The organism is Paenibacillus maysiensis (assembly GCF_000520815.1).
In the GTDB taxonomy this organism is placed as follows: Bacteria; Bacillota; Bacilli; order Paenibacillales; family Paenibacillaceae; genus Paenibacillus; species Paenibacillus maysiensis.
In genome coordinates this window covers 1-18,654 of sequence record NZ_ASRY01000274.1, presented here as the reverse complement: position 1 = coordinate 18,654, position 18,654 = coordinate 1, and the positions used below count along the sequence as shown (strand labels likewise).

Here is an 18,654-nt window from a genome sequence, read left to right as displayed (position 1 = left end):
AAAAAAAAAAGCCAATCGGCTGCTTTGTTAATGTCGCCTTTGTGCTCGGATAATGCGGAAATACTCGGAATGGACAACCATTCCTGTAGCTCGTCCAGTTGTTGCTCTCTGGCTTTTTCAAAATATTCAGAATAACTCATAAACTATGTATCCTCCTTTTTAAATGTAAACGTGTGAATGTTGCGCTATCCTCCGAACCGAGGTCGTGGACGATATGTCTAGTTTACTACGTTTTGTGCTGAACGAAAAATAGGGAGATAAAAAAACGATTCTACCCGGGTCTGTCCAGACCTGAGCAGAATCGCCCTTAACCAAGCATATGGATGTACTTATGCGCGAATGTCCAGTTGACCGCCAAGATGAGGCTGTACGCTTTTTTCCATCATCTGCACTAAAGCCTGTCCTTGTTCACTGGCCTGATCCTTAGCCATACTTAATACCTTCACACTTACGGCTTGCGCCAAGCTGGCCTGACTCATACCTGTTGATAATGCTGCGATATCCATGTTCCAACCCTCCTTCATTGTGAAGACTCTTTCTCTGTATTTATCGGTTGGAACGGTTATTTTATTTCATCCAATTGGAATTTTGTCAGCAAATCTTGAAGCTGTTCTGCCAGACGGGTCAAATCTGCGGCAGACGAACCGATCTCTTCCATGGAGGCGAGCTGTTCCTCTGCGGCTGCGGACACGGTCTCCGTATGGGATGCCGCTTCTTCGGCAATACGTGTAATTTCCTCCATGCTGCTGACGACTGCATTTGTTCCATCTGCTACCCCGGCTGTAGAGGCTGCTACGTTGTCGAGCTGCTTTGCCGACTTAACAATCGCTCTACGGATACGGGAGAAGGAGCGGCCGGACAGATCAACAGAATTGATACCTTCACTTACGCGTTCCTTGGCGGATTCCATGGCAACCAGGGCTTCAGATACACCGCTCTGTATCCCTTGAATTTGCTCACGGATTTGTTGTGCCGAATGAGCTGAGTTTTCCGCCAGCTTGCGGACTTCAGTCGCTACAACTGCAAAGCCTTTGCCGTGCTCTCCAGCGCGTGCTGCTTCAATAGAGGCGTTCAGGGCGAGCAGGTTGGTTTGGCTGGCGATTTCGGTAATAACCGTGACAATCGTTCCGATTCGTCCGGATCGTTCACTCAAAGCACTGATAATGGTATCCAGTTCTTCCACTGTAGTACGAATGCCGTCAATGGAGATGACGCTGTTGCCGATATGCTCGCTGCCTGCATCCGACGCCTGAATGGCCTGTGCGGAGTAAGTGGTCATTTCAGCCATGGTTTCGGTCATAGCGGTAATGTCTGTTGCCATGCCGCTAATCCGTTCCTGATTATCTTTAGCGCTGTCCACTTGGCGCTCACTGCCTGCGGCTACATCTTGAATGGCTATGGTCACATGCTCGATCGCACGGGTCGTTTGTTCTGCACCTGCTGCAAGCTCTTGCGAGGATGCCGACAAATTGCCTGTCATCGCTTGAATTTCTCTAATCATGTTACGCAGGTAATCTACCATTTGTTGAAAATATCTTGATAATTCACCAATTTCATCTGTGCTGGTCGTAGCCACCTTAATCGAAAGATTACCTTGGCTGATGGCATCCATAGAATTACGTAATCTCTGGATGGGCTTAAGTATACTGCTGATTATCCACATTGCGAGCACACCAATGATGATGGCTGCAATCACCAACACTACGATAGTTGTGACAAGAATCGGTTTGGCGGAGGCACTGGTTTCTGCTTTGTCCATCGTTCCGGCAATTTTCCAGCCCGTCAGCGTATTGGTTTTAAAAATCAGGTTTTTAGATACATCATTAAGATTGTAATCAAAGCTGCCTTCCTTGGAGGCAAACAGTTGCGGTACTATTTCTCCGATTTTGGTACTTCCGCTGATTTCTGTCGGGTGAGTGACGATACGTTTGGTACCATCTAATATCATGACATAACCATTTTGTCCGATTTTTAATTTTGTAATTTCTTTCAAATTATTCAGGTTCAGGGAAAGACCGAGAACACCGTTGTTGTCGGGAAGTGTACGTGAAATATACACAACGGGGACCTTAGCCGTATTGAGTCCTACAGGGCTAATTACGGTTTGCCCGGGTTTTTCCATGGCCTGTTTGTACCACGGACGCTCACGAGGATCGTTTTTGGATCCTATGGCTTTGCCAATAATGAGTTTTCCTTCGGGAGTTCCTACAAACATATCGACGGCTTCGGCATGCATTTTCAAATACACTTGTAACCTTTTCAGGATGGCTTCATCTGCTTCAGCACTGTTATCACTAGCCGTCATCGTAGTAGCGTAATATTCGAGATCAGCGATTTTGGCTTGAATCGCTTGAGTAACTGCACGATCAGATGCGGTAACGCTAGTCGTCGCACTGTCAAGTAATTGGCGGTTCGTCTGGTTATACGCTGCCTGATACGAAAAAAAACTTACAATAATACTAGGAACAAGCATGACCAGAAGAAATGCTGCTGTCAATTTTTTACGTAAAGTTAAAGTTCTCATTCGTTTCAGTTGTTTCATCAAACCCCTGCTTTCTAAATACATATTCATTTCCAATGCTTATAGCATATGTATTTATTATCGGCTATTTTAAGCGGATTTGATAGATTTATTGCTAATTTGTCCAATACGCTTAAGAATTTCTCGCATAACATGAAGTATCTTGCAATTTGGAGGCTGGGTCCTGAACCGGAGCGGTTCGGCCTGATTGGGCTGCGAACCTATCTCGTACCGGGTCCGGTAGTGACCTTTAGCGGTTCCATCGGTCTGATCGGTGAGCTTGGTGATACGTATGCGATTGAAATCGTACGTGGTGCCGACTACGATCCGAACGATGATATTACCGGGCAGAGGGTGTACTTGGCGTTACAGGGGCTACTGAAACGCAGGCTTTTAATGCACAGGATCTTTCCGCGCCATGGGCGATACAAACGGTGTATTCCTCTTATATTTCCGGGGTATCGACGACCGTACGTAACGGTCCGGAGGTATTTACTGGCATCGCTTCGACTCCTTTTTTCTAAATATATCAGACGAGTATTTATTTAATTAAGAGCTCGCTGCAACACCCAGAATACAAATATCCTAGGTGTTGTTTGCTGTAAGCTCATCAGTTCCGGCTCCTAAAATCGGAGCTTCTCGTCCCATGTGACCGATTCTCCTATTTTGCTTCCCGGATTCTAATTCTTTAAAATCTCTCGCAAATATCCTGTCAACTCATCTGCCGCTTTGGTATGGGCGGTGAGCCCGGGATGGCTGCGAGATCCTAACGTTTCTTCCGTCGTGTTCGGCAGTTGGAATACGGACACATTCCGATCCCTCGTTCTTTTCTTGTACGCGTCTACCGCCCGGTAGATTGAGGGCATCATCGGAGTACCAAGCATCCCATAGGCCCACACAATATGGGCAGCAGGATTACAGGTCCGAAGCTTGGTAAGAAAATTTTTGACAGCGTTTTCAAAAGCTTGTAAATCTTCTTCATTGAATGTGCCGTCCTCGTTCAAGCGTTGCTTGTACACTTTCCCGCTTGCTGGGTCCGTCCATGCAGGAGAATAAAAGGCTCCCCCGTCATTAGTCCCCAAATTCACCACGACCACGTCCGGCTGCCATGAGGTAAAATCATGATCTGAAAATGCCCCTAATGCTTCATTTCTCTCTCCGGTGAGCACACCGCATACTTGCTCATAATATGCCGGTATGTTCGCATGCGGATTATTATCCCAGCTTGTTAGGACACCCCATCCGCTTTGTGATAACACTCGGTAGTCCGCATTCAGTGCTTCGGCTGTTATGGCTGTATAATTGCGTAGTGCTGTGAACAGCATGGGAACCCAGTCTGTCTCCTCCTTCGCTCCAATTGTTCCTTCTCCTGAGGTAATGCTGTCACCGATAAATTCCACCTTGTGGGGCTTATCGGTGACCGGCAGTAATTCTCCGTCAACTCTCAGGGCATGAATTTGCAACAAGCAGCGCGAGTCCGAACTCATAGGCTGGACATCCTTGACCACCCGGACATTTTTAACCATGTCAGGATTCATTCCTCTCAAAAGACAAATCCAATGCCGTCCTGCGGCCACCATCAGACGGCTCATCGGGGCACCATTGATGACAATACTGATCCAGGACTCATACACCTGGTAATCGGTCTCCATTTCAATCCACAGCTCCGAGCCTTTGATATTCAATTCAATGCCGCTGCCTGTCCAAAACAGAGTTAGTGGTGTAAGTGTTTGCGTAGTTCGACCATGAACCTTTACATGCTTAGCTTTTGTAAGTGGATATGTCTTCAATTTCTTGTTATGTGTCATTTCAAATATCCTCCTCATGATCTCCAATTTAATGCTGGTTTCTATAATATTGTAAAATAAGTGATGGGAAATCTCAAAGTCTATTTTTAAGCATTAATTGGCTTTGTCGAACATGACGATGTTAATCGCCTTGCCGAAGTCTATGCCTACTTTGCCAGTTAGTTCTGCTGTTTTTTGTGCTTACACGGCTGCATTGACACCACATGAGAACAGCGCAATATCAAAGTCATCTTTGTGTGCTGTGATCCATTGGAGTGTTTCAGGCATCTGTTCATATTGATGAAATGCGAGCGTGTGCGAGATATGCAGCCTGTACGGCTCGGCCTCAAGAATAGGTCTTACTTCAGCGGCCGTCCGGGTGACCAGCAGAATGCGTCGATTTTTCAGCATGTCCCAGAAAGCGGGTGTCTCAGCCAAATACCGATTCAGGCAGGCGTGGCAGGTCAGTAAAGGGGAAAGAGCATAGTGTGCAAAGACCTGATCGGTCAGCTCCCGCTTCATATAGGATGGTGCTTTAATAGATTCGTCATCATATGGCAAAATGCCAGCGATGCTGGCTTTGTTCACTGCCTCAGCCACCGCGTCTCGTATTTCTGTATTCGGCAGAAACAGTCCCTTTTGACCGAGATTGGCTTTGAATGCCCAACGTTCCTGCTTGTTTAACTTTTCAAATAGAGCAAAAAACTTTGTATTCTATCATATGTCGAAAGCGAAAAGGTTTTTGTATGAACGGCTATTCTTTTTGGATTGTACCTATTTTTGCAAGATTTGTTGCATTTGTACATGCCGGTTCAGGAGCGTCTTCATAACTTGAGAGAAGACAGTTGAAAGGGAGGAAGATACATGAGTCGCAAGATTGTGATTGAAATTAATTTTAATAACTACGGGATGAATCCCAACCGCCTGACACGTGAGTGGATCAGTGACCGACTGGATTTATTCAGAACCTTTACGCTGCGTAGTTTGCTAAGTCAGACGAATGCGGCCAGATCGCGGAAGGGTAGGATTTGACGCTGACCAGTCCTGATATGACCCGTTTTTTCCTCACGCTTGGAGAGGCGATTGGCTTGCTGCTGAAGGCTTCTGTCACGGCGATGGGTGGAGAGACGCTGGTGATGAAAGTGAAGGGCTGCAACATTGCAGATCTGGCGGAAGTGATGAAGGAGCAGGCGGGCCAGCCAGCCTTGAAAGTAAAAGAAATCGGAATACGCGGTGGGGAAAAGCTGCATGAGGTGCTGATTTCTCCTTATGAGGTGCCGCACACGTACTGCTATGATGATCGTTATTTTGTCATTCTCCCACAGCAGGCAGACAAGCGATTACTGAGCCAGTATGGCGGGCTGGAGCGGGTGAGCTTTGATCAATACCGCTCGGACGATGAGTTAATGGATCGGGCTGGAATTGCTGAGCTACTGCGAGGCATGGAGTAACGATGAAAGAGGTGATACTTTGCAGCTTATGAAAAAAATAACAAAAGGAACTGTAAAGATTGCGGTAATCGGCCTCGGTTATGTAGGGCTGCCCATGGCAGTGGAAATGGCAAAGGCTGGTTATGATGTATATGGTGTGGATTCCGATCCCGTCAAAATAGCCAAGCTGCTTCAAGGACAATCGTACATCATAGACATTGGCGACGATGCATTGGAAGGTCTGATCGGACAGGGATTGCATCCGGTTACGAATATCAAGGTGCTGGAGCATGTGGATATCGTCGTGATCTGCGTACCTACGCCGCTGACAGACGGACATCAGCCGGATACGTCCTATATTGAAACGGCTATCGACCAGGCGATCCCTCATTTACGTAGACAGACGCTGCTGATTCTGGAAAGCACCACGTATCCGGGAACAACGGAGGAACTGATCCGCCCGGTGATTGAACAGCGCAGGGGCTGGACGGTCGGTCAGGATTTTTATGTGTGTTTTTCACCGGAACGTGTTGATCCGGGCAGTGTTCATTTTAACATTCGGAACACGCCCAAGGTGATTGGCGGCTGTACGCCGGGTTGCCTGGCAATAGGAGCAAGCTTTTACGGCTCCTTTCTGGATCAGATCGTCCCGGTTAGCTCGACAACAGTGGCGGAAGCCGCCAAGTTGTTCGAGAATACGTTCCGTAGCGTCAATATTGGAATGGTCAATGAGCTGACAGCTGCTTGTGAGAAAATGGGCATCAATATATGGGAGGTTCTGGATGCGGCGGCAACGAAGCCCTTCGGCTATATGCCTTTTTATCCGGGGCCTGGCATCGGGGGGCACTGTATCCCGGTTGATCCGCTATGCTTGTCATGGAAATCTGAGCAGCATGGTTTTCCACTGGAATTCGTGGACTTGGCAGATCGCATGAATCGACGTATGCCGCTGTATATCGCGGAGCGAATTGAAACCCTGCTCGCCCAGGAAGGTAAAGCCATGAACAAGGCCGAGATCGTTCTGGCGGGCGTAGCCTACAAAAAAGACATTGACGATGTTCGGGAATCACCTGCCCTTGTTCTGTTTGAGCGCTTAAAGGAAATGGGTGCCTCGGTGAGCTTCACCGACCCGTATGTAAAGAGCTTTAAGCGAAATGGCGAGGTCATCCAATCTCGTGTAGCGGATACCCAGCTGTGGGAAGGTGCGGATATCGTCGTGATCACAACGGATCATTCTGTGCTGGACTACCAGCAATTGGTCGACCATGCCCCGCTGGTGTTCGATACACGCAATGCGACGGTGCGTTGCACAGGTGGGCATGTCGTGATTCTGGGGCATCCCGGTACTGGAGGGGGCGCCGCTGTTGGCTAACCGTGATCAGGTGAATGAGCGTTATTACGGGCAGATTAATTCGGAGGAATCCCATGAGGCCACCCGTAACAGAATTCACTGGATTTGCCGCCATGTGCAGGGTCAAGGGACGCTCGTCCTTTCTGTACCCTACGGATACCATCCATTTCACGATCACAAGCGGACCTACTATGCCGGGAGCCTGTCCCGTGTGCTATATCCTTATTTTGATGAACAAGCGCTGGAGGTGCATCACAAATATTTGTGCTTCGCAGGCCGCAAAAAATCGAAAGATATGCGTGAGGCCAAGCCGGGGGCAGAGCATTTGGCCCGCTGGATGGCGTTAGACGAGGAACAATTCCGGCTGGTGGAGCAGCAGCATGTTCGCAAAATGAATCAGCGCAAGGCAGCGCTCGACAAGGCGGTACAGCGAATCCGGCATATGGAGGGACGGGCATTGCCAGCGGAGAGGACTGCACGTCCTGAACAGGCAGGCAAGGCGCAGGATGAAGGAAAAGGTGCATATACTGATGGCGGGTCTACCGGGAAATAGACCGGGAATATAGCCAAAGGTAAAGGAGATGGCGTCAAGTCATGACTGAACATCCGATGACCATCAGCTTGTGTATGATTGTGAAAAACGAGGAGCAAACGCTTGCCCGCTGTCTTGATTCGGTGGCGGATCTGATGGATGAAATCATCATCGTGGACACAGGGTCCACGGATCAGACGAAGACCATTGCAGCCCGTTATACGGATCGGGTATATACATTCGACTGGAACGACGATTTTGCCTCCGCCCGCAACGAATCACTCGACAAGGCGACTTGTTCCTATATCCTGTGGCTGGATGGGGTTGGCGGAATGCTATCTTCATCTCGGGGAGCCGGAGCAACAGCTGGATAGTCTGCTGCGCTCCTTCCGATATGATGTGCCGCAAGCGGACTTGTGCTGCATGATCGGTGACTGGTTTTTCACACGAAAAGAGTGGAGCACAGCCACCTACTGGTACGAAAAAGCACTGGAGCAGCAGGACGTATCTGGCTTGAGAGCTGTTCCGGTGCCCTGCTACTCCTGGCTGCCGCATATACGACTTAGCCATTGCTGTGTCAATCTGGGCAAGCTGGACGCTTCATATGAGCATAGCCAAAAAGCTTTGCAATACTTGCCTGAGGACCCGCATTTGCTGGATAACGAACGCAAGCTCAGGAGTGCTATTCAAAACCTTTCATCCTCAGCCCGTTCTTCAAAATAGTTCAAGCTGTTCGGGTCCGTTGTCCTCTTCGGGTGGCTTGCGGAGTGGAAAAGGCTTAGGCTCCATGCCGAGCATGGTCATGAGCTGCTTGGCGTTAGCGGCGGCATCTCCACCTGAGTTGTTGTTGAAAATAACGCACACCTCACGGCTTTGCTGCTCCAGCTCCAGCAATCGGTCCTTCCATTCGGCCAGCTCGCTCTCATTATACCGATACAGGTAACGAACCTCTCGCCAGTTGGGCGCGGAGCTTTGATTCCAACCGGACACATTTCGTCCGTGGAGACGTACCACCGTCAGGTTGCTGTCTGTAGCCTGTGGTACAATCGGCACGGACCCCAATCCCGCCTGCGGCTCGTCGCATACGCTGTGTATCCAGCCTTCCTCACGCATAAATGCCAGTGTTTGCTTTCGAAACTCGGGTGTGAACCAGCTTTGATTTCGGAATTCAAGTACGGATGGGACATCTCCCATCCTTTTTTTCGTGTCACGCAGCACGGCGACGTTCTCACGTGTACAGTCGAACCAGGGAGGGTACTGGAACAGCACAGCCTTGAGCTTTCCCGCTTCGCGGAGAGGCTGTATGGAAGTATGTAATGCTTCGTACATCGCATCGATGGTTTTGAAATAAGGCTGTTTGCCGCGCGTATGCCCGGTCATGCCCTGATAGGCTTTGACAAGAAATGAAAATGAGTCAGGGGTTTCGGTCACCCAGCGTGCCATACGATCCGTGGGCTGTACGGCATAAAAAGAACTATCCATCTCTACCACTGTAAAATGGCCTCCATAGACGCTTAGCTTTTGATTGGCTTTGGTGCCGACCGGATACAGATCATCGTGATCGCCCCAACCCGTCAGTCCGATTTGAATCATAACGTTGCCGCTCCTTTCCTTCATAAATACCGCCAAAAGGCGTTCCCATGATTCATTTTAATGATAAAATAGGGTGAATCGCATGAAGCTGGTATGAAGTTCCTATGAATATTTAAGCTTAAATATGGATATTGTAACATGTTGCTTAATCGTAATGTTTTTTAGTTTCCAGTTTGAAAAAGCTAATATGGTATGTAATAGAGCGAAATGAGTTCATGGAGGAGAAACAATATGGCGGAATGGTATGAGCAGAGCTTTGGGGAAGATTACTTATTAGTATACAAGCATCGCGACTTTCAGGGAGCCTATCATGAAGTACAGAAAATGATCTCTTGGCTCAAGTTGCCGCAGGGCTCCAGCGTATTGGACTTGTGCTGTGGTATGGGACGTCATTCTCTTGCGCTCGCGGATGCGGGCTATAAGGTAACGGGTGTGGATTTGTCCTGTGTGCTGCTGCGTGAGGCACATGCTGCCGATCCCGAAGGACGGGTTAGCTGGCATCAGGGCGATATGAGAGAGGTGCCACTGGAGGAGAGTTTTGATGCGGTGGTGAATTTGTTTACTTCCTTCGGTTACTTTGAGGAGGATGCGGAGCAGCTTAAAGTATTAAAAGGAATTTATCGGCTGTTGAAGCCGGGCGGACGTTTTATAATAGATTATTTGAATCCTGCGTACGTAGCCGCTCATCTGGTGCCGCATTCGATACGGGAGGATGAAGGAAATCAGATTGAGGAGCATCGGGTTATCGAGGATGGATTTGTGAAAAAACAGATCGCCATTCGTTCAATTGCTTCTGTTTCGGCTTCTGATGGCGGTGCTGCTGGTCAGGATACAACTGTAGCGGGTGAAGAGCCTGTACGTGTGTATCATGAACGCGTCAAGCTGTACTCATATGAAAAATTCCGTGCTTTGCTGGAGGAAGCCGGACTGTCTGTAGAGCAGGTACATGGAAGCTATAACGAAGATGAATATATCGAAAATGTATCGCCCCGAATGATTTTTGTCGGCGTGCGTGCTTGATACGGAAAGGCGGATGGGAAGCCATGAAGATGCCGGAGCTGACACCGTGTGAACGAATAGATGGAGGCTTTCAGGTCAAAATATCGATGTCCTTTCCGCTGCGCTGGGTGAACAGCTATGTGCTGAAGGGGAAGGACGGCTTTACGATCGTAGACCCCGGCCCGCGCAGTACGGATACGGAGAAAGAATGGGCGCATGTCTTCCAGGAGCTGGGGATGTCCTTTGGTGATATCTCGGACATTGTCGTGACTCATCATCACCCGGATCATTATGGTTTGGCGGGCTGGCTGCAGCAGCAAGGTCAGGCTCGTGTACATATGTCAGCGCGAAGCCATAAGGAAGCGATGATGATGTGGGGCCAGCCAGATTCACAAGCGGATATCTCTATGCCGATGGAGCAGAGGCTGCCAAGCTTTTTTGTCCGTCACGGCTTTCCTGTGGAGCAGGTATCGGCCTTGGAGCTGCACATGCGGCAGGCTCATCTGCAAGTGAATCCACAGCCTGATATCACCGTTATTCCTGTCGGGGAGGATGCCTGTCTGGAATGGGGTGGGCGTGGCTGGTTGCCCATTGAGACAGGGGGGCATGCGCCCGGACATGTCTCTTTGTATGAGCCGAATAGCGGCGTTATTCTGTGCGGTGATGCGGTTTTGCCAAGGATTTCGCCTAATATCAGTCTGCTGCCGGGAAGTGACCCCCAGCCCTTGCAGTCTTTTTTGAATGGTTTGCAGCGGCTTGGCGAGCTAGAGGTAGCGTGGGCATATCCGGGGCACCGTAATCCGTTTGGTTATTTTCGTGAACGGACGCAGGCGCTGCTGGAGCATCATGAAGAACGGCTGGACAAGTTCCATGAATTGATCCAGCCAGAGGGCAGTACAGCCTATGAGCTGTGTATTGCTATATTTAGTGACAAACTGGGGATTCATCAGCTACGGTTTGCCATGTCCGAGACACTGGCTCATCTGGTGGAACTGGAGCGACGCGGTCGGGCCTCTATAAGCGAGACGAACCCTATCGCACGTTTCTATCCACTTTGCGGGAAATAATGGCGGAAAGTAACAGAAGGACAACGGCATCCATGCCGGGAAAGAGGCTTTTATGAATTTGCTGCTGCTAGGGGCTACCGGACGTGTGGGGCGTTTTATCCTGGAGTATGCGTTAGCGGACGGTCATACTGTTACAGCTCTTGTTCGTTCACCGGACAAGCTGGAGGATTACATATTAAGATATGGGACGCTGCTCCAGATCGTACAAGGAGATGCCACCAACGCTGAGGATGTAGCGCAAGCGCTGGAGGGTGGGACGACGGCTGTCATCAGCGCGTTGAATACGGATGGAACCAAGACCTTATCCGTGAATATCCGTTCGCTGATCCGGCTTATGCAGGAGCAGTCCGTTCCCCGGCTCATTACAGTGGGGACGGCAGGGATTTTACAGAGCCGGACGGAGCTGGGTTTGTATCGGTATGAATCCTCCGAGCCCCGGCGGCGCAGCACCCGTGCGGCTGAGGAACACCGCCGGGTGTACGAACGGCTGCGCGATTCGGCGCTGGACTGGACGATAGTCTGCCCGACATGGCTGCCGGACGGAGCGCGGACGGGCATATATCGCGTGGAAAAGGATCTGCTGCCCGAGGGTGGCACACAAATTACGACCGCTGACACGGCCGATTTTACCTATCGTCAGTTGAGTAGTAGCGATTTTCTACACACACGGGTAGGCATTGCCTATTGATGCTGTACGAGTTTAATATTTGACAAAAATTCAGAATTAGAATACTATGATTCTTGTTGGTAACGTTGTTTCTGAAAAGACCACGTTCAAATTCTATGTTAAAAATAGTAAGGAAGTGCATTAAAAAATGTCCGAGCCATCGCATCCCTATAAAACCTATTCGGAAGTGAAGCTACAGCAGCAGCAATTGCTACGTAAAAATGTCATTGATGCGGCATGTATCCTTCTTGCGGAAGAAGGGCCAGAGGCTGTGACCGTGCGACGAGTTGCCCAGAAATTAAGCTGTTCCACCAAGATTATTTACAGTATTTTCGGCAGCAAGGATGGTCTCGCCAATGAGATGTACCTGGATGGATGTCGGCTATTAGCCGAAACTTTTCAACAAGCTCCGAAGACTGATGACGTACTCGCTGATCTGGAAGCCCTAAGTTGGGCGTATTGGCAATTTGCACAGCTTCATTCAGCCTATTACAAAATGATGTTTGGCGGGGCTTTATCTGATTTTAAACCGGATGAACAGAGTTTGGAGGGTACAACTACGGCCCTATCTCGAATTCTGGAAACCGTCATACACGCTATGGAGCAGGGTGAACTGGAAGAACATGATCCGCTGCTGGTTGTCCGGATGTTTTGGTCTGCTTTACATGGAGTCATACATCTTCAGTTTGCAGGTCATTTTTCAGATGTGGATATAGCTCAAGGGGTGTATGCATTTACACTAAAGAATACGCTCGCAGCATTTAAAACATCCTCATCCCAATCTTAAGATATAAGGTGTACTGAGGTCGTCATAATAGGTGACTTCAGTTCATTTTGGAACAATGGTAACAATGTTTCTGAAATAAAACAACGATACTATGGAGGTTCATAATCATGTTTATGTACGCAAACAAAACAGCTCTGATCACAGGTGCATCATCCGGTATTGGCGAAGCCTTTGCCTATTCGCTGGCAGCTCAAAAATGCAATCTCATTTTGGTGGCACGTAATGAAACGAAGTTGAAGGCGTTGGCTAAAGAGCTTTCTGCTAAATACAATGTAAAGACAACAGTCATCGCACTTGATCTTTCCGCGATAGGAGCACCGCAAACATTACATCAGGAGGTTCAAAAACATCAACTAAAGGTGGATCTCTTAATTAACAATGCAGGCTTTGCCACCTATGGATACTTTGAACAGGTTTCAGGAGAACGGCAGCATGAGGAAGTCATCCTCAATGTGGCTGCTTTAGTCGATATCACACATGCATTTATGCCTGATTTATTGCGTAACCGGGATGGCGGATTAATCAATGTTGCTTCCACAGCCGCATTTCAGCCCGATCCGTATATGGCGGTGTATGGAGCAACCAAAGCATTTGTGCTTTCTTTTACTGAAGCGCTATGGGCCGAAAACCGGAAACGGGGGCTTAAAGTTCTGGCCCTTTGTCCAGGCTCAACAGAAACGCCGTTTTTTGATATTGTTGGCGCAAGTGAAGCGTCAGTTGGAATTAGGGAAACTCCCCAAACCGTTGTGAAGAACGCGCTGAGAGCATTTGAAAAGGGGCGCAGTCACATCATTTCCGGTCGCCAAAACTATTGGGTAGCTCAGGTGTCCCGGTTCTTCTCTCGTCAATCCATGCTGGGAATTGTAGAACGTACACTGCGCCCAAAAAATTAAATTTAGATTGTATAAATCACATTAGTTTTCCCCATGCGCCGGGTCTGATCGTTTCTCCTTCGAATCAGACCCGGCATTTCTGCTTACATAGATCAAGCGCTCAGACGCTACTCCAGCCCTCTGGAATTCAGTAAAATTCCATTCCACAGTGCAATAGCCTGATCATAATCGTCAGCCTTCATCGTGCGGAATGTATATCCTTCTTTAATTAACGGGTTGTATTCGGTGCGCTTTCTTCTCCAAGCTCCTGTTCGCGCTCTGCCTGTTTGCGATGGGCGATACGACTGCTGGCCGAAGCTGCGATAGCACCCACAATATCGTCCAGAAACGTATGGATCGGCCCCAGACTTTTATCGTTCAGGCGTTCCAGCACACCCGGTTTGAGCTTATCGACATAACCGTAATTTGTAAATCCAATACTGCCGTATACATTCACAATGGAAAAAGCCAAAATTTCATCCACTCCGTATAGCCCTTCATCATTTTCAATCATATCCTGCAAGGGGGGAAGGAGAGCGCCTTGCTCGGCAAGGATATCTAGCTGGATGCCTGTGAGCACCGCATTTTGAACCTCGCGCTTCATCAGCACCTTTTCCACATTCTCCATACATTCTTCCATCGTTAAATTCGGATAATATTTTTTTTGTAAAAGCATGACCAGCTCTGCGATCTCTGTAAGGTTTACACCACGCTTGTGCAGCCATTCGCGGGTGGCATCGGCTACCTTTTTACTGTTCAGGCTATAAGGCACTTTTTTCTTGTCCATAAAGTTGAAGTTCCCTCCTCGTATCGTTCCTAATTTCTACTACAATATGACCAGTGTGTCCAGTCGGCTGAAAAAGTAGTTATTTTTTACGCGAGGCTCGTATACATATTAGTACAATCTGTACAAAATTGTTAGGGAGGAACTTCATTTATGAACATAAAACATCCATTGCGCGTGACGTCTGTAGTAGGGCTGCTGTCCCTGCCGTTGTTATTGTCCGGCTGCAGCCTTTTCGGCAACGAATCGGCATCTATTGATTCCCCGCCATCCACGACGGAGCAGTCCATGATTAAGGCGGTGACCGGAAAAGCTCCCGTCAGCACCGGACAGCTGAGGGCTGTATTTTTACAGGATCATAACGGTTTGCTGGCTCCGGTATCCTTGCCGATTGCTACAGGTGATGTGCAGGCGGATGCCAAGTCGGCGCTGGAAACACTGGTTGAGGGCGGGCCATATGCCGGACTGTTACCAGAGGGCTTCAAGGGCGTGCTGCCACAAGGTACGGAAGTGAAGAGTGTAACGGTGGACAAGAACAACAAGCTGGCAGTCGTCGAATTCAACAAATCGTTCGGCAGCTACAAGGCACAGGAAGAACGCAAATTGATGGAGAGCTTGACCTGGACCCTGACTGACCGTCCCGATATTCAAAGCGTACAAATCTGGGTGGATGGCAAAAAGCTGAATGAAATGCCTGTTGGCGGCACACCGCTGGATCATCCGTTGACCCGTGCAGTAGGCATTAATCTGGAGGTTGGTCATGGCGTAACGCCGCTGGATTCCAGTCCGGTCACCGTGTATTTCTCCTCATCTTCTCCTGCCGGAGTTCAATATTATGTGCCTGTAACACGGTTGGTCAGCCCGGAAAAAGATCGTGTTCAGTCCGCGCTGCATCAGTTGATCCAGGGTCCGCAGACCAAGGACGGATTACAGGAAGTCATGACAGGGGAGACCGCTCTGAAATCGGTAGAACGCTCCAAAGATAACGTGATTACGGTATCGCTCTCGGATGATATGTTTGCCAAGGGAGAAGCGGTGCCTGCCGAGTTTCTGGAATCGGTCGTGCTGACGGCGGCAGATAATTCAGAGGATGCGGTTAAAACCAAAATTCGAATTGAGCTGAACGGTGAAAAAAGCGTGATTGGACAAAATAATCAGAATTATGGAGAGCCTGTAGCTAAGCCGCAGCATATTAACGAAATTCCTCTTTAAGGACGGGGAATCGTCCTTGGGGTGCTTTTGCCTGCACACTTTGGTAGAATAAATGTACAAGAACAGGTTGCATACGACGTAGGAGGAAAAAGCATGAGTAGATCTAACGGACGAAACAGTGATGAGCTGCGCCCGATGAAATTGACAGCAGGAGTAAATAAGTATGCGGAGGGCTCTGTTTTTATAGAGGTTGGCGAGACGAAAGTCATCTGTACGGCTACCGTGGAAGAACGTGTTCCACCCTTTATGAAGGGACAAGGAAAGGGCTGGGTAACGGCAGAGTATTCCATGCTTCCGCGGGCCACTCATACGCGTAATCAGCGTGAAGCTGCACGTGGGAAGCTGACAGGCCGGACGATGGAAATTCAACGTCTGATCGGAAGAGCGCTGCGTTCGGTTGTGAATTTACAGGCGCTGGGTGAGCGGACAATTACGCTCGACTGTGACGTGATTCAGGCGGATGGCGGCACACGCACGACCTCAATTACCGGTTCTTTCGTAGCGCTGGCGATTGCTGTGAATAAAATTGCGCTACAGCACAAGCTGCCTGTTTTTCCAATTACCGATTTTCTGGCATCCGTCAGCGTGGGGGTTGTTGGCGGCAAAGCGCTGCTGGACCTGAACTATGAAGAGGATTCCAAGGCTAAGGTAGACATGAATCTCGTAATGACGGGTGGCGGCAAGTATGTTGAGCTGCAAGGTACGGGGGAAGAAAGTCCGTTCGACCGTCAAGAGCTGGATCAACTGCTCAGCTTGGGTGAACAAGGAATTCTGCAAATGATTGAGCGTCAAAAAGAGGTGCTCGGACCGATTGCAGACAAGATCGGAGCAGGACGTGCGGGGGCTGGGGCCTGATGCTGTTGGAGGGTCCGGTTGTTATTGTCGCTACGAAGAATAAAGGGAAGGTGCGGGAGTTCGCACATGCCTTTGCTCCGTTTGGCAAGGAAGTCAAAAGCATGTATGACTACCCCGATATTCCTGATGTCGTTGAGGATGGTAAAACCTTTGCCGAGAATGCGCTGAAAAAGGCCAAAGCGGTCGGAGATGTGCTCGGATTGCCCGTGCTGGCTGACGATTCCGGCCTGTGTGTGGATTTGCTGGACGGAGCGCCGGGCGTATACTCGGCCCGTTATGCCGGGGAAGGCGCCAGCGATCACGAAAACAATATCAAGCTGCTCGACGTTCTGGAATCGAAGCAGCTTGGTGATGATACCGGACAGCCTTTGCTGAGCCCGGCTCAATTCGTCTGTACCTTGATTCTGTATAATCCGCAGACAGGGGAGACCTTGGAATCGACTGGCTCGGTGGATGGCTGGATTACAACGGAAACCGCAGGCAGCGGAGGATTTGGCTATGACCCGTTGTTTTATTTGCCTGAGTTTGAAAAGACGATGGCCGAGCTGACGCTGGAACAAAAGCAAGCCATTAGCCACCGTGGTGTAGCATTGCGGGGCTTGGCGAACAAGCTGGGGAATCCGCAGGCATAGCTTGATATAAGTAACAGGCGAGACACATAACGATCAAAAGGCTATCCGCCAGTCATGAGCTGCGGATAGCCTTTTTGACTTTCACTATTTCTCGTCGTTATTTCCCGTATACGACGAACCAATCGCCGTTCTTTGCCTCGAAGCCTGCTGCTTTAGCTATTGGTTTAATTCTTACCGAATCGCTACCTTGTAAGTGCGCAGCCAATTATCCACTTGAGCCAAATACGCGAACAATTGAGGCCCTGACATCAGTTGACCGAACCAGGGCAGGTTGGTAGATGCCTCCGGTGAGGCCGCGATATCCCGTACTTTTTGCGCATCAATCAGCTTGAGCAGTGGGGAGGAGGAATCATCCAATAGATCCAGCGCCTGTTTTTTCACAGCAGCAAGATAGGAAGGGTTATGCGTTTTGGGATACGGGCTTTTTTTGCGATACAGCACATCATCCGGCAGTACACCCTCCAGTGCCTTTCGCAAAATACCTTTTTCACGTCCGCCCGTCATTTTAATACTCCACGGGATGTTCCATACATACTGCACCAGTCGATGGTCGCAATACGGCACCCGCACTTCCAGTCCGGCCCCCATACTCATCCGATCCTTGCGGTCCAGCAGAGTAGGCATAAAGCGGGTGATGTTCAAATAGGACATGACGCGCATTTGCGCGGCTTTATCTGCTTCCCCCGGCAGCTTTGGCACTTCTCCTACCGCTTCCGAGTAGCGGTCGTTCAAATACTCCAAGGGCTTGATCCAGTCCCGCACCTCGGGAGACAGCAGACTGGCTCTCATGTCGGGAGCGACTGCCCACGGGAATGTGCCCGAATTGAGCATATCCTCCCGATGGAACCACGGATATCCGCCAAACACTTCATCCGCCGCTTCACCGGAAATGGCGACAGTGGCCCCCTTTTTAATCTCCCGGCAAAAGAGATACAGCGACGAATCCACATCCGCCATACCGGGCAAATCCCGCGTTAGTGTGGAGTTGTTCAGCGCTGCTACAACCTCGGGCGTATCGAATTCGATCCAGTGATGGTTCGTACCTAACTTATCGACCATCCGCTGAATCCATGGGGCATCGGCTCCGGGCTGGAACGCATGGGCTTTAAAATGCTTGTCGTTATCCACATAATCGACCGAATACGTATGAACTTGTCCCTGCCCGGTACGCTTGTAATAATCGACAGCCAGCGCGGACAGTGCGCTTGAATCCAGACCGCCCGACAGCAAGGTGCATACCGGAACGTCTGAAATGAGCTGCCGCTCCACCGTATCCAGCAACAGCTCGCGTACCTTGAGTGCTGTTTCTTCGGTGTTATCCTCATGTGCAAAGCTTTCCAGCTTCCAGTAGGCTTGAATGCGCACACCGTCGCGGCTGTACGTTAGCGTATGTCCGGGGCGCAGCTCCTTCATGGACGAATAGACGCCGTGTCCGGGGGTGCGTGCAGGCCCGATGATAAAAATTTCGGCCAATCCCTCGGCGTCGACTGCGGCTTCTACCGCAGGGTGCTGGAGCAGCGCTTTGGGTTCTGAGCCAAATACGAATACTTCTTCGGTGTGGCTAT

19 protein-coding genes and 2 pseudogenes are annotated in these 18,654 nt (G+C 49.6%); 14 read left to right on the top strand and 7 right to left on the bottom strand.

Annotated features, from left to right (window positions below):
• Nucleotides 1-329: 329 nt before the first annotated feature.
• Together L696_RS29760 and L696_RS0120030 are read right to left on the bottom strand one after the other, a co-directional pair.
• Complete coding sequence (locus tag L696_RS29760) at nt 330-506, bottom strand: YjfB family protein (RefSeq protein ID WP_023990044.1); 177 nt, start codon at nt 504-506, stop codon at nt 330-332.
• Nucleotides 507-562: 56 nt separating this feature from the next.
• Complete coding sequence (locus L696_RS0120030) at nt 563-2,542, bottom strand: methyl-accepting chemotaxis protein (RefSeq protein WP_025685218.1); 1,980 nt, start codon at nt 2,540-2,542, stop codon at nt 563-565.
• 132 nt (nt 2,543-2,674) lie between these two features.
• Between L696_RS0120030 and L696_RS28835 the strand changes: the two genes are divergently transcribed.
• The gene (locus L696_RS28835; protein WP_245233407.1) at nt 2,675-3,070 is read left to right on the top strand and encodes a hypothetical protein; all 396 of its coding nucleotides are present in this window, start codon (nt 2,675-2,677) and stop codon (nt 3,068-3,070) included.
• 131 nt (nt 3,071-3,201) lie between these two features.
• Here L696_RS28835 and L696_RS0120025 read toward each other — a convergent pair whose 3' ends face one another.
• On the bottom strand, nt 3,202-4,329 hold the full coding sequence (locus L696_RS0120025; RefSeq protein ID WP_025685217.1) for an SGNH/GDSL hydrolase family protein: 1,128 nt from the start codon (nt 4,327-4,329) through the stop codon (nt 3,202-3,204).
• A gap of 180 nt (nt 4,330-4,509) precedes the next feature.
• Nucleotides 4,510-4,974 (bottom strand): annotated as a pseudogene (locus L696_RS0120020) (GT-D fold domain-containing glycosyltransferase); the annotation flags it as partial.
• Between the two features lie 198 nt (nt 4,975-5,172).
• Here L696_RS0120020 and L696_RS31010 point away from each other — a divergent pair.
• The 5 genes and pseudogenes from L696_RS31010 (at nt 5,173) to L696_RS29755 (ending at nt 8,344) form a co-directional block, all read left to right on the top strand.
• Entirely contained in the window at nt 5,173-5,340 is a 168-nt protein-coding gene (locus L696_RS31010; RefSeq protein WP_162472194.1) for a hypothetical protein, read from the top strand.
• Nucleotides 5,337-5,759 (top strand): polysaccharide biosynthesis protein, encoded by a 423-nt coding sequence (locus L696_RS0120010; protein ID WP_025685216.1) that lies wholly within the window; start codon nt 5,337-5,339, stop codon nt 5,757-5,759. Before L696_RS31010 ends, L696_RS0120010 begins: the two co-directional genes overlap by 4 nt.
• Before the next feature lie 28 nt (nt 5,760-5,787).
• Nucleotides 5,788-7,110, top strand: a complete 1,323-nt coding sequence (locus L696_RS0120005; RefSeq protein ID WP_049827459.1) for a nucleotide sugar dehydrogenase — start codon at nt 5,788-5,790, stop codon at nt 7,108-7,110.
• Nucleotides 7,103-7,642, top strand: coding sequence for a hypothetical protein (locus L696_RS0120000; protein WP_049827458.1), 540 nt, complete (start codon nt 7,103-7,105; stop codon nt 7,640-7,642). The genes L696_RS0120005 and L696_RS0120000 overlap by 8 nt, the downstream gene beginning before the upstream one ends.
• 41 nt (nt 7,643-7,683) lie before the next feature.
• Nucleotides 7,684-8,344: pseudogene (locus tag L696_RS29755) on the top strand (glycosyltransferase).
• Here the strand turns inward: L696_RS29755 and L696_RS0119985 are convergent.
• A complete protein-coding gene (locus tag L696_RS0119985) occupies nt 8,336-9,214 on the bottom strand; it encodes a DUF72 domain-containing protein (RefSeq protein WP_025685212.1) in 879 nt (292 codons plus the stop codon). The pseudogene L696_RS29755 and the gene L696_RS0119985 sit on opposite strands and share 9 nt — an antisense overlap.
• A 231-nt stretch (nt 9,215-9,445) precedes the next feature.
• Here L696_RS0119985 and L696_RS0119980 point away from each other — a divergent pair, with 231 nt between their 5' ends.
• From L696_RS0119980 to L696_RS0119960, 5 genes are all read left to right on the top strand, one after another.
• On the top strand, nt 9,446-10,234 hold the full coding sequence (locus L696_RS0119980; RefSeq protein ID WP_025685211.1) for a class I SAM-dependent methyltransferase: 789 nt from the start codon (nt 9,446-9,448) through the stop codon (nt 10,232-10,234).
• Between the two features lie 23 nt (nt 10,235-10,257).
• The gene (locus L696_RS0119975) at nt 10,258-11,280 is read left to right on the top strand and encodes an MBL fold metallo-hydrolase (RefSeq protein WP_025685210.1); all 1,023 of its coding nucleotides are present in this window, start codon (nt 10,258-10,260) and stop codon (nt 11,278-11,280) included.
• Nucleotides 11,281-11,332: 52 nt separating this feature from the next.
• Nucleotides 11,333-11,968 (top strand): NAD(P)-dependent oxidoreductase, encoded by a 636-nt coding sequence (locus tag L696_RS0119970; protein WP_025685209.1) that lies wholly within the window; start codon nt 11,333-11,335, stop codon nt 11,966-11,968.
• A 127-nt stretch (nt 11,969-12,095) separates the two neighbouring features.
• Complete coding sequence (locus L696_RS0119965; protein WP_025685208.1) at nt 12,096-12,734, top strand: TetR/AcrR family transcriptional regulator; 639 nt, start codon at nt 12,096-12,098, stop codon at nt 12,732-12,734.
• Between the two features lie 107 nt (nt 12,735-12,841).
• Nucleotides 12,842-13,627, top strand: a complete 786-nt coding sequence (locus tag L696_RS0119960) for an SDR family NAD(P)-dependent oxidoreductase (RefSeq protein WP_025685207.1) — start codon at nt 12,842-12,844, stop codon at nt 13,625-13,627.
• A 208-nt stretch (nt 13,628-13,835) separates the two neighbouring features.
• Here the strand turns inward: L696_RS0119960 and L696_RS0119955 are convergent, their stop codons facing one another.
• Nucleotides 13,836-14,393 (bottom strand): phosphatidylglycerophosphatase A family protein, encoded by a 558-nt coding sequence (locus L696_RS0119955; RefSeq protein ID WP_025685206.1) that lies wholly within the window; start codon nt 14,391-14,393, stop codon nt 13,836-13,838.
• Nucleotides 14,394-14,543: 150 nt separating this feature from the next.
• Here L696_RS0119955 and L696_RS0119950 point away from each other — a divergent pair, with 150 nt between their 5' ends.
• From L696_RS0119950 to L696_RS0119940, 3 genes are all read left to right on the top strand, one after another.
• Nucleotides 14,544-15,602, top strand: coding sequence for a GerMN domain-containing protein (locus L696_RS0119950; RefSeq protein WP_025685205.1), 1,059 nt, complete (start codon nt 14,544-14,546; stop codon nt 15,600-15,602).
• Between the two features lie 93 nt (nt 15,603-15,695).
• Nucleotides 15,696-16,457 carry a ribonuclease PH gene (gene rph, locus L696_RS0119945; protein ID WP_025685204.1) on the top strand — a complete coding sequence of 254 codons (762 nt, stop codon included), beginning with the start codon at nt 15,696-15,698 and terminating at the stop codon, nt 16,455-16,457.
• Nucleotides 16,457-17,089, top strand: a complete 633-nt coding sequence (locus L696_RS0119940; protein WP_025685203.1) for an XTP/dITP diphosphatase — start codon at nt 16,457-16,459, stop codon at nt 17,087-17,089. Before rph ends, L696_RS0119940 begins: the two co-directional genes overlap by 1 nt.
• A 171-nt stretch (nt 17,090-17,260) precedes the next feature.
• Here the strand turns inward: L696_RS0119940 and asnB are convergent.
• Nucleotides 17,261-18,654, bottom strand: a 1,394-nt coding sequence (asnB, locus tag L696_RS0119935; RefSeq protein WP_025685202.1) for an asparagine synthase (glutamine-hydrolyzing), incomplete at its 5' end; no start/stop codon positions are given.